General features: G+C 41.6%; 9 protein-coding genes and 2 pseudogenes. 7 read left to right on the forward strand and 4 right to left on the reverse strand.

Going from position 1 to position 12,223, the window contains the following annotated elements; genetic code table 11:
• Positions 1-341 precede the first annotated feature (341 nt).
• Positions 342-503: pseudogene (locus tag AC5JM2_RS31735) on the forward strand (transposase); the annotation flags it as partial.
• A gap of 301 nt (positions 504-804) precedes the next feature.
• Here the strand turns inward: AC5JM2_RS31735 and AC5JM2_RS31740 are convergent.
• A pseudogene (locus tag AC5JM2_RS31740) lies at positions 805-1,686 on the reverse strand (P-loop NTPase fold protein); the annotation flags it as partial.
• 162 nt (positions 1,687-1,848) lie between these two features.
• On the opposite strand from AC5JM2_RS31740, the gene AC5JM2_RS31745 reads away from it, so the two are divergent.
• The 6 genes from AC5JM2_RS31745 (at position 1,849) to AC5JM2_RS31770 (ending at position 9,080) form a co-directional block, all read left to right on the forward strand.
• Positions 1,849-3,162, forward strand: a complete 1,314-nt coding sequence (locus tag AC5JM2_RS31745; protein ID WP_495839501.1) for an ABC transporter substrate-binding protein — start codon at positions 1,849-1,851, stop codon at positions 3,160-3,162.
• A 40-nt stretch (positions 3,163-3,202) separates the two neighbouring features.
• Entirely contained in the window at positions 3,203-4,105 is a 903-nt protein-coding gene (locus AC5JM2_RS31750) for a carbohydrate ABC transporter permease (RefSeq protein WP_495839503.1), read from the forward strand.
• A gap of 71 nt (positions 4,106-4,176) precedes the next feature.
• Positions 4,177-5,061 carry a carbohydrate ABC transporter permease gene (locus AC5JM2_RS31755; protein ID WP_495839505.1) on the forward strand — a complete coding sequence of 295 codons (885 nt, stop codon included), beginning with the start codon at positions 4,177-4,179 and terminating at the stop codon, positions 5,059-5,061.
• Positions 5,062-5,243: 182 nt separating this feature from the next.
• A complete protein-coding gene (locus AC5JM2_RS31760; RefSeq protein ID WP_495839507.1) occupies positions 5,244-6,317 on the forward strand; it encodes an ABC transporter ATP-binding protein in 1,074 nt (357 codons plus the stop codon).
• A gap of 556 nt (positions 6,318-6,873) precedes the next feature.
• Entirely contained in the window at positions 6,874-8,352 is a 1,479-nt protein-coding gene (glgA, locus tag AC5JM2_RS31765) for a glycogen synthase GlgA (RefSeq protein ID WP_495839509.1), read from the forward strand.
• A gap of 164 nt (positions 8,353-8,516) precedes the next feature.
• Positions 8,517-9,080, forward strand: coding sequence for a Uma2 family endonuclease (locus AC5JM2_RS31770; protein WP_495839511.1), 564 nt, complete (start codon positions 8,517-8,519; stop codon positions 9,078-9,080).
• A 239-nt stretch (positions 9,081-9,319) separates the two neighbouring features.
• On the opposite strand, the gene AC5JM2_RS31775 is transcribed toward AC5JM2_RS31770, so the two are convergent.
• From AC5JM2_RS31775 to AC5JM2_RS31785, 3 genes are all read right to left on the reverse strand, one after another.
• A complete protein-coding gene (locus AC5JM2_RS31775) occupies positions 9,320-10,297 on the reverse strand; it encodes a 2-hydroxyacid dehydrogenase (protein ID WP_495839513.1) in 978 nt (325 codons plus the stop codon).
• A 91-nt stretch (positions 10,298-10,388) separates the two neighbouring features.
• Positions 10,389-11,027 carry a histidine phosphatase family protein gene (locus tag AC5JM2_RS31780; RefSeq protein ID WP_495839515.1) on the reverse strand — a complete coding sequence of 213 codons (639 nt, stop codon included), beginning with the start codon at positions 11,025-11,027 and terminating at the stop codon, positions 10,389-10,391.
• 290 nt (positions 11,028-11,317) lie between these two features.
• Entirely contained in the window at positions 11,318-12,157 is an 840-nt protein-coding gene (locus AC5JM2_RS31785) for a uroporphyrinogen-III synthase (RefSeq protein WP_495839673.1), read from the reverse strand.
• Positions 12,158-12,223 lie beyond the last annotated feature (66 nt).

Here is a 12,223-nt window from a genome sequence, read left to right on the forward strand (position 1 = left end):
CGAGAAACTTCCTGATGGGAAAACTAAATCTGAGGCTTAAAAAGCTTTTTCTAATTGTGATAGTTCCTCAATAAATCCCTAGCTGTTCCGCCACATCTCTCAAGACTGTATAAGTCGCTTAGAGTTGTGGGGGAATTTTTTGTTAACGCGTCTGTGGTGGATTAACTTTGGGGTTGTTTACTTGATGTCGTCGCAGAGAGTGCGATCGCTCTTGTCAACGTTCGGGTTATTCTTGAGATAATCACCTGCTATGTTGCAACCTTGTTTTAGTAAATCATCTAAACCCAAATTCAAAACCAACTTGCCATCATTGCCAGCAACAATAAGAGCTTGACTGCTAGAAAGGTTTTGTAGTTTTACCTAAACGTTGGCTTGTTGAGAGAACTTTTGGTTGGTTTAATTGGTGCCGACGATTAAGTAAAGATTATGAAATTTTACCTCAGACGACAGAAACATTCATTTATATTGCCATGATTCGTTTAATGCTCAAGCAACTTACGTGATCAAAATCACCTATCAGAAACTTCTCAGACATCCTCTAAACGGTACCCTTCTGGTACATGTGGAAAAGCTCTTGCTAGCACCATTTGTTTGAGTAAATATATTCCTTCTTCACTCATCCCCCGGCTATGAAATTTTCACTCCGTTTAATTTCATAAAAAGCCGGGGGGAAATCGAACTCATTAGTCCTTAGTCGCGAGTCTTAGTAGTTTTAGTTCCTAAGAGGAACCGCTGCGCTACATGATTTTTCGTATTTAATCATACTAATGACTAATGACCAATAACTAATGACGAAGTCGCCTTCTGGTGAAAAACACTACCGTCTCGTTCCAGCACAGGCACCATTGGCAGTACCTTGGGATTGACCATAAATCGCTGGGTTAATCTTTCTATGTCATTTGAATATCTCAACGAAAGGGGCATAGTATAGACAACATGGCAGTTGAGTTGACGTAACTGTTCTCCGCGATCTACAAATAGATATTCTGGTTGTGGTCTTCCCCAGGGTTTTTGAGAATTCTCTACACGGTCAAGATTATCAACGATAACCACAAGTCCTTTTTTGCCCTGTTGCTTGAGTTTTTCAACAGCAGGTTGCAGTAGTTCCTCATTAATTGAGTCTAAAATTCCTTTGGTTCGAGGTCCGAGATATTCTCTTAACTTATTACGGAGTTCTGGACTGCTTTTTGCTTTGGCTGTAATTTTACCAATACCCAGCGGAATGGATGCTTCTGCCGAGACTTCCAATTGTGCTTGCAAGAGTTTGGTGATACCGTGAAGTAAACTTTTCAACCCTTTAGGTTCGTCCAGTTCCAGTGTTTCAATGCTTTCAAGACTTTCGCTAACTCGGCGGGCGATTGCCAGCATAATATCAGCAATATCCACATCACCCAATTCTAAGTCTTGACTGGACTCGAAATAAACGACAAAAAAATCTTTTTCCTCTAATTCTGCTTTCAGCCGCAACAGTTCTGTAGACTTACCGCAGCCGATATGTCCCGTGAATAGCTCACAAGTTGGCTCATCGGGCGAAAAAAATGTAATATTTTCTTTTAATTCTTCAATTATCCTGCCACCCCGCACTGAGGCAAAATCAATATAATATTGTCTATCGAGAGGATTGCTCACAACTAAGGTCTTGCTTGGGTTGCAAGCCAGGTAAAACTTCTGCAAGTCGAGCTTCATAAACTATTATGCAACAAGCCTGATCTTTATTATCTACCTTAGCTCGGTGATACATTCCGAAAAAATATTTAAGTAAATTTTCTAGTCGCAAATCCTAGAGTAGAATATTTCAGTCAGAACCTTTAAAAAATTTTTTCCTAGAATAGAGATATTTTGCTAAAAATGTCTAAAATCCAAAAAATAAAACAAAAGCTGAAAAAATTACGAAAACTCAAATGGCGCACAGGAATATTATTTGCTGTTCTACTGGGCATCATCTTGCTTTCCGTTCCAAAAGCCATACCGCAGGAACCAGTTGTCCTAAATATGCTGATGACTGCTCCTGATGCTCAACCTTGGAAGCTAGGTATCGTCAAAGATTTTGAAGAAAAAAACCCAGGTATTCGTATTAATATTGTTGAAGGTCCCAATTCGACGAATTTACTAGAAGACCTTTATACCTCAGCATTTATTTTGGGAGATTCTCCTTATGATTTGGTTAATATGGATGTTATTTGGACACCCAAATTTGCAGCGGCTGGATGGTTATTAGATTTGAGCGATCGCCTCACAAAAACAGAATTAGCAGCATTCTCACCCAAAGATGTAGAAGGCGGACGTTACGAAGGTAAACTCTACAGAATTCCTGTGCGAAGCGATGCTGGAGTCTTCTACTACCGCGAAGACTTGCTCAAACAAGCAGGTTTTAAACCACCAGAAACATTCGCAGACGTAGTGAAAATTTCTAAGTCCTTAAAAGAACAACAAAAAGTTAATTGGGGTTACCTTTGGCAAGGTCGCCAGTATGAAGGTTCAGCTGCTATGTTTGTGGAAGTTTTGCAAGGTTTTGGTGGATTTTGGGTGAAGCCTGATACTTTAGAAGTGGGGCTAGATAAACCAGAGACAGTAAAAGCGATCGCCTTTCTCAAAGACACGATTCAAGAAGGAATTTCTCCGTCTGGAGTAACAACATATATCGAAGAAGATACCAGACGCATATTTCAAAGTGGTCAAGCAGCATTTTTACGCAGTTGGCCTTATGTTTGGCCATTAGCAAATGCTCAAGATTCTCCTCTCAAAGGTAAAATTGGCATTAAACCAATGGTTGCTACCCCTGGAAACAGTGGAGGAGGATGTTTAGGTGGTTGGGGTCTGGGAATTGCTAAATTATCAAAACATCCTAAAGAAGCTTGGAAAGCAATTCAATTTTTTACCAGCGAAGAAGCACAGCGCCAGTTTATTTTGAAAGCGGGTTTTGTACCAAGCCGACGTTCTCTGTTTATAGATCCACAAATTGTTAGTAAATACCCCTATTATCCTGAGTTACTTAAAATAGCTGATAAAGCCGTTTTACGTCCACCCATTGCTCAATATGCTCAAGCATCAGATATTTTGCAACGTTACCTGAGTGCAGCACTCACAAATCGCATGACTCCTGAGTTCGCAATGCAAGCTGCGGCTAGTGAAACTAGGCAACTACTAAAAGCTAAAGGCTAATTGATGAGAAACTTTGTATACCAGGCTTATACAATAACTAATGACTAATCTACAAACGATCAGAAGTCGAGAACAACGAACAGCGTGGATTTTCTTGGTACCTGGGTTGCTGTTACTGTTGTTTGTCTTTGGATATCCAATAGTTCGTGCTTTTTGGTTAAGTTTCTTTACCCAAAATTTAGCAACAAATCTGCAACCCGTCTTTTCTGGTTTTAGCAATTATGTACGGATGTCGGGGGATGGTCGTTTTTGGCAGACTTTCGGGACGACAACAGTATTTACTTTTGCAACAGTGTTGCTAGAGCTACTGTTGGGATTAGGTATAGCTTTAGTGTTGAACAGGCAGTTTTTTGGCAGGGGTGTGGTGCGTACAATTGCTATCCTACCTTGGGCTTTACCTACTGCTCTTATTGGTCTTGCTTGGGCTTGGATTTTCAATGATCAGTTTGGAGTTGTCAACGATATTTTAATGCGGCTAGGCTTGATTAAAAGTGGAATTAACTGGTTAGGAGACCCGACATTGGCAATGATAGCCGTGATAATTGGAGATGTCTGGAAAACGACTCCGTTTATCAGTATCTTGTTATTAGCTGGTTTGCAGTCGATTTCACCCGACTTATACGAAGCTCATGCAATTGACGGTGCAACACGTTGGCAAAGCTTCTATCAAATTACTCTGCCTTTGTTGATACCGCAAATCCTCATCGCCACATTGTTTCGGTTTGCTCAAGCTTTTGGAGTTTATGACTTGATTGCTGTAATGACTGGGGGTGGTCCAGGTGGTGCAACGGAAGTGGTGTCGCTGTATATTTATTCTACCATCATGCGCTACTTAGATTTTGGATACGGAGCAGCTTTGGTTGTTTGTACGTTCCTGTTACTAGTTGCAGCGGTAATTATTGCTAGTTTTTTGCTCAAAAAATCTCGTGTCAATACCTTTTAAATCAGTTACTTGATAACTGATAACTGCTTGGTGTTAAAAATATAAATGACAAACTCAAATAGAAAATCTCTATGACTGTTCATCAGGAAACTTTAACTACCAAAACCACAAAAAAAACAAAAGTAAAAAAATCTTGGGAAAACATTTTGCTTTGGATAGTAGTTGCCCTAGTAGTCGTTTTCTGCTTAGCACCAGCAATGTGGCAAGTACTAACTTCATTCAAAGTGAATCAAGATATTTCAAAAGTTCCTACCATTTATTTTCCCTCTCGAATCACTCTCAATCACTACACGGAATTATTCACTCGTCGTCCGTTTGTGCGCTACATATTAAATAGTGCCTTTGTCTCAGTTGTTTCTACGGTTTTGTCTTTAGTTCTGGGTGCGCCTGCTGCTTACGCTTTAGCACGGTTGCGTCCTTGGGGTGGCAGAGTTATCCTTGCAGGTATTCTGATTGTGACTTTGTTTCCAGGAATTTTATTATTCTTGGGACTTTTGGAAATTATCCAAAAGTTACATCTAGGGAACAACTATTTAGCCTTGATTATTCCCTACACTGCTATCAACTTACCATTAACAATTTTAGTGTTACGTAGCTTTTTTGAGCAGTTACCAAAAGACTTAGAAGATTCTGCAAGAGTGGATGGCTATAACACTTTGCAAATGTTAATACAAATATTAATACCTATGACACTTCCTGCTTTGGTAACGACGGGAATTCTAACATTTATTTTTGCCTGGAATGAGTTTATCTTTGCTCTCACGTTTATTACCCGTGAAGAGATGAAAACAATTCCTGTTGCAGCAGCACAATTAGGTGGTGCTACAGTTTTTGAAATTCCCTATGGTCCGATTGCTGCAGCAACCGTCATTGGAACATTACCCTTAGTTTTACTGGTTTTGTTCTTTCAGCGCAAGATTATTCAAGGTTTGACCGCTGGTGCTGTTAAGGGATAATTAACAGATATAGGATTCCTATTTGATTTTGAACGGAATTCAGTAGAGTTTATGTTAAGCATTCGGGTGTTCCCTGTTAAGCGTTCCCTGTTAAGCGTTCCCTGTTCCCTACCTCTACTTTGTCAATTCACCAAATCAAACCGGATTCCTATAATCAACAAATAATCAAAAGATAAATCATTATGGCGAAACTGGAACTACAAAACTTAAATAAGACTTATACTTCCAAAGTCATTCCAGTTAAAGATGTGAGTTTAACTGTAGATGACAATGAATTTCTGACTTTACTTGGTCCGAGTGGCTGCGGTAAGTCTACAACACTGCGAATGATTGCAGGGTTGGAGGAACCGACTCGTGGTCGGATATTTCTTGGGGATGAGGATATTACATTTAAGCAACCAGGCGATCGCAATATGGCGATGGTGTTTCAAAGCTATGCCCTTTATCCCCATATGTCCGTGTACGAAAATCTAGCTTCTGGACTAAAGCTGAAAAAAACTCCTCGCACTGAAATTCAACAGCGAGTCACGGAAGTTTCAAAACTTTTGGGATTAGAAGAATTATTACAGCGTAAACCTGGTCAATTATCCGGGGGACAAAGACAGCGAGTCGCCGTCGGTCGGGCCTTAGTGCGTCGCGCCCAAGTTTACTTGCTGGATGAACCACTCAGTAACCTAGATGCACTCCTGCGGGAACGAGTCCGCGCAGATATAAAACAAATATTTGCGGCCCAAAAAGCCCCAGTAGTCTACGTGACTCACGACCAAACAGAAGCAATGACGCTTTCAACAAAAGTCGCTGTCCTCAACGACGGACTGATTCAGCAACTCGACCCACCAGAACGCATTTATAACCAACCAGCTAATTTATTTGTAGCTGGATTTGTTGGCAGTCCGCAAATGAATTTGCTCACGCTACCTTGTAAGGGACGTTCAGCAATCTTAGGTGATGCAAACATACTTTTGCCAGATATACCAACAGTTCCACCAGAAATTATCTTAGGTATTCGTCCAGAACACGTCCGCATTGCACAACCCGATGATACACAGATTATCCAAGGACAAGTGTATCTGGTGGAAAACTTGGGTATGCATAACTTGGTCAGTGTGCGTGTTGCAACTGCTGAAACAGAACCGTTGACCATACGTGCATTGTTACCCCCAGAGCAAAAATGGAATAATGAAGAAATTAGATTAGCTTTGCCGCCCCAGAATATCCACTGGTTTGATGTGAAATCAGGTGATGCACTCAAGTAAAAGTAGGAATATTCCCAAGAATGCAAAGAAAAAAGTGCAACTTATCTAAAATAATTCCCATTAGTCTACCCCAAAATACAAGGTAGCGATTAAGCGAACTTGGTATAGGACTCCTCCAAAGATTTTTGCGAAGCTAGGTACTGGAGTTTAGACTAGTTCCCGGTGCAAAACTAAATTTCCAAAAAATAAGGGTACGAATTTAAGATGTTTCCAGGAACCAAAACCTTGGTTTTTATGCTTGATAGAATCAGCCTTCTGAGTTTCGCACCGGGAACTAGTCTAAACTCCAGTAGGTACACTTTTATCAGTTATCAGTTATCAGTTAACAGTGATCAATTGTTCACTGGTAACTGGTAACTGATAACTGTTCACTGTTAAGCGTTCCCTATTCCCTGTTTCCTCCCTTGTCAAAAATATTTCCTAACAAATAATACAAATCATGTCATTTTTTCAGATTTGTACCTAATGACTGGGTAAGTGACTTGCCAATGGATACATCTTTTGTGTCATGATCGAAAGGATAATAAAAGTAAATTTTTGTTAAGCGAGGAGAGAGATGTACATCGTACAAATTGCCTCGGAGTGCGCTCCTGTTATCAAAGCTGGAGGTTTAGGCGATGTTGTTTACGGACTCAGCAGGGAACTAGAAAACCGGGGACATTGCGTCGAACTCATTCTGCCGAAGTACGATTGCATGCGTTATGACCACATTTGGGGACTCCATGACGCCTTCACGAACTTGTGGGTACCTTGGTACGGCGGTGCAATTCACTGTTCAGTTTATTGTGGCTGGGTACACGGGCGGCTGTGTTTCTTTATTGAACCCCACTCTGGGGATAATTTCTTCAATCGCGGCTGCTATTACGGATCTAACGATGACAATATGCGCTTTGCGTTCTTCAGCAAAGCCGCTTTGGAATTTCTGCTTCAAAGCAACAAGCAACCTGATGTTATCCATTGTCATGACTGGCAGACGGGCTTAATTCCTGTGATGCTGTATGAAATGTACAAATATTATGGGATGGAGTACCAACGGGTTTGCTACACTATCCACAACTTCAAGCATCAGGGATCTGCTGGAGTTGAAACTCTTTGGGCAACAGGTTTAAACCAAGAGTCTTACTACTTCCAGTCTGATAAGCTCCAGGATAACTTCAATCCCTTTGCCCTGAACTTTATGAAAGGGGGCATTGTTTATTCCAATGCTGTGACCACAGTTTCACCACATCATGCTTGGGAAGCTCGTTACACTGACATTGGCTATGGATTAGGTCACACCTTGCATCTACACCAAGATAGATTCACTGGTGTACTAAACGGCATTGATCATGATTTTTGGAATCCTGAAACAGACCGATACATTCCCTCTCACTACACCAAAGACAATTTTGAAGAAAAAGCCAAGAATAAAAAAGCTTTACGAGAGCGGCTGTTATTGCAGGATGTTGAGAAGCCAATCATTTCCTACATTGGTCGTTTAGATGAGCAAAAAGGCGTTCATCTTGTCCATCACGCAATTTATTACGCTCTCCACAATGGAGCACAATTTGTGTTGTTGGGTTCAGCAACAGAGTCAAGCATTAATAATCATTTCCGCCATGAAAAAGACTTTTTGAACAATAATCCTGATGTTCATTTAGAACTTGGCTTTAACGAAGAATTATCCCACCTCATTTATGCTGGGGCAGATATGATTATTGTCCCCAGTAATTATGAACCTTGTGGACTCACTCAAATGATTGGCTTGAAGTACGGTACTGTACCTATAGTTCGCGGAGTCGGTGGACTAGTTAATACTGTGTTTGATAAAGACTACGACCAAACCAAACCACCAGAAGAACGCAATGGATATGTGTTCTACCAGTCAGATTATCATGCGCTTGAATTTTCGTTGGAACGTCCTTTGAAGTTGTGGTACAACAATCCAGAAGAGTTCCGCAAACTTGCCCTTGCGGGTATGGAGTATGACTACTCTTGGAATCATCCAGGAGAAGAATATGTAAAGATTTACGACCATATCCGACACAAATGGTAGTGGCTTAGTCTGCTACTGCGAAGGATGATATAGCGATCCTAAATCATTTGTGATAAACAAGATCCCCGACTTCGTAAGAGTTGTCGGGGATCTGTGGCTTTCAATTATCACGAATTAAATGGGATTACTATACTAATGGGTACTTCCCACTTGAGGTGTTAAATATGGTTGCTTCACCTGAAATCTATATCACCCCCGACGAATACCTCCAAATGGAGGAACACAGCGAGATTAAACATGAATATATCGACGGCTACATCTACTCAATGGCTGGAGCGCTTGACTCCCATGTTACTATTGCGGGTAACCTATTTGCTCTCCTGCGTAATCATGTACGTGGCTCAGGTTGTCGTGTTTACATCGCCGATATGAAAGCACGTATCGAATCTATAAATCGATATTACTATCCCGATGTGATGGTGACTTGCGACCAACGAGATCAAGAAACTCCTGCGTATAAAAAATTTCCCTGTTTAATTGTCGAAGTTTTATCTGACTCGACTGAAGCCTTTGACCGGGGAGACAAATTCGCCGATTACCAAACTTTAGAAAGTCTCCAAGAGTATGTTTTAATTAACACCAAACGTCAGCGAGTCGAGTGTTTCCGCCGTAATGATGAAGGGCTGTGGGTTTTGCAATCTTACACAGCAGAAAATAAATCATTTCGACTACACAGTATTAAGTTTGAAGGAACGATCGCACAGCTTTACGAAGATGTCGTTTTCTAGCAGCAATTCCTAAAAAATAGATTGTAAAATTGTATGAAGCTCTTTGGATTTATATCTTAGTAGTCCGCCAAACCAACAATGCTTGGTTTATCAACTTTTAAATTCATCTTCTTTTCCTCTTCCTTTGCGCTCTTTGCACGCCAGGTGCTTCAAGTCGGCGGAGCCGCCCAACGCACTGGCTTGTCTTTGTGGTTTTTTTTCTACCCCTCAAAGTTGCCTTGATAGAGTACTAGATACTATTAATAAACATCAGGATTGACACAATTAGGCAATCGCTCTCCCTTCAACCCAGCAATCAAGTTGGCGATCGCCATATTTGCCATTTTTTCTCGTGTTTGACGGCTAGCACTGCCAATATGAGGTGTAATAATCAGGTTATCTAAGGTTAGTAAAGGACTATCAGTTGGTATCGGTTCTGGATCGGTGACATCGATGGCAGCACCTGCAATTTCACCACTTACAAGCGCTTGGTATAACGCTTCTGGATCGACAATTGCTCCCCGCGCTGTGTTGATGAGAATGCCAGACTGCTTCATTAATTCAAACTCGGGAACGCTAAAAAGATGATAAGTTTCATCCGATAATGGTGTATGAATTGTCACAAAATCTGCCTCTTGCAGCAGATGTTCAAACGTAGTAAACTCCACACCTAAATCTTTTTCTAACTCCTGGTCACATCTGTGTTTGCTGGTATAAAAAACTTTCATGTCAAACCCTTTGGCACGACGAGCAACTGCCTGACCAATACGCCCAAAACCAACAATCCCTAATGTCGCACCTGTGATGTTCGGTCCCAATAACAAATTTGGTTCCCACGTCCGCCACTCACCCCCACAAACAAATCGGTCTGCTTCTACCACTCGTCGTGCAGCCGCCATGAGTAACGCCCAAGTCAAGTCAGCAGTCGCGTCTGTTAACACACCGGGGGTATGACCAACTGGTATTTTGCGTGCAGTCGCAGCGGGAATATCAATATTGTCGTATCCAACTGCCATTTGGCTAATAACTTTAAAAGAAGTTCCGGCTGCTTCTATCAGTTGCTGATCAATCTCGTCTGTCAGCAAGCACAGCAAACCATCAATTGTCTTGACTTTTTCTAGTAAAACTTTATAGGAAGGCGGTTGGCGTTCTTCCCAGACTTCAATGGTAGCAATCTCTTGCAGTTGGTCTAATTTGGTGAGAAGGCGGCGAGTGATGAAGACTTTGGGTTTGGGCATAGTTGAGGGTTTATTGGGTTTGCTTACGTTCAATTTAAGCTACTAGCTGCGACATGTGAACGCTTCGCTCAAGACAGCCCCACGACAAATATTATGTTCCTGGACGAGAGCGAATATGATCGGGTATATGATGGCGATCGCCTAATAGTTCTAACAAAGGACCATTAACGTCAAATTTAACCATACTTACCGACGCGACCAAAATATTCACCCGATAGCGATAGCGTCCCAAATCAATTCCTAATAAACTGCAAAGCATAATCCGAATCGTAGCTTTATGGGATACTACTAAAACATTACCTTCGGGATGTTTTTCTTGAATTTCAGCAATTACAGGCATAGAACGGTTAGCAATATCTACCGCAGTTTCTCCACTTAGTGGTGCATTCCAAGCCGGTTCTGTCAACCATTTTACATAGTTTTCTGCATAATTCTCTTGGACAAACGATTTACTCTTAGTTTCCCATTTGCCGTAGCTACCTTCTCTAAGTCCGTCACGCAACTGCATATCCATACCGATAGCATCACAAAATGGCTTAGCAGTTATAATTGTGCGCTTCATCGGGCTAACATAAACCGCTTCCCACTTCAATTTTTGATAAACATCGGCAAAACTCTCTGCCATCTGCATCCCTTCAGAGGTCAACTCCGCATCAGTTTCTCCGCAGAAATTACCACTTTGACTAAAAGTAGTTTCTCCATGTCGCAGTAAATATAAATTGAGTGTCATAGCTTGTATCGCGATTGGGATAAAGGAGTTTGTGCAAAAATAAAATACCATCAATCTCGCAATCGAGTTTGTGACACCAGGACAAAGTAATCAACCAAAAAAGTCAATCAATCACAAACTTTTGCGATACGCCTCTGGCGTCTGCCCTTTGGGCAGACGCCCTGAGTGAGTCTCCCGTATGGGCGATCGCCCAAGGGGCGGCTCCCTGCTGGAGCATCGCCGCAACTTTGCCAAATTCAGCTTATATGCCAACCGCCGCAAGTGAGTACGAAGAATTTAATACCAAAAAGTTATTGCTGTGCCCAAAGAGCGATCGCCTCAGCAAATCCTGCAAATGAACTATAATCCTGGGCAACTATTGAGACATTTAAGCCCAATTTCTTTGCATTTGCTGCAGTGTAAGGTCCAAAGCAGGCGATACGCGTAGCGTTAAGCCAAGGGCTTATCGCGCAATGCTTGTAATCACTTTTCGAGTCAACCATTTGCAAAAAACCTGCCACTTCCGCAGTGCTGCTAAAGGCAATGACATCTATTTTGCCTTGCCGAATCAGATTTAACTCAACCTCATAAATATCTTTATCTAAACACCGCGTCCTATAAGTTGGTACACGGGTGACCTTCATGCCCAATTTTTCTAACCCTGCAACAAAGTTTGGAATCACATCGGGTTCTGGTACGCCTACAACTTCTGGAACTGGGACAAGGACATTTTTCTGAGCAATATCCGGAATTTTAGCCAATTCAGCAATAACTCCTGCTGGGCTGGGTTCTTTCGGTACTAAATCGACTTTGACTCCCAAAGCTGCTAATCTTTCAGAGTCCAATCCTATCGCAGATAATCGACAATTTGTCAATCTAAAGGGGTTTATCTGCAAATCTTCCAGACGTTGGAAAAATGCATCGATACCGTTTCTGCTGGTAAAAGCAATCCAATCAAATGCATCGATACGTTGCAGTGCAGCATCTAACTGTGTAAAGTTTTCTAATGAACAAGTTTCGATGGTTGGCATCACAAACGGCATACCACCTTGGTTAATGAGTTGCTCAGATAACCTGGCGGCATAGTTGCGAGGTGCGGTAACGATAATGCGCTTACCATGTAAGGGTAGTTGTACGGTTGGAGTAAGCAGTTTGATTGACCTCCTTTGATCCCACCACTAACCTATAAGGATATAGTGGGGGATTTGTTGTCGAAT

Source organism: Brasilonema angustatum, from assembly GCF_059505445.1.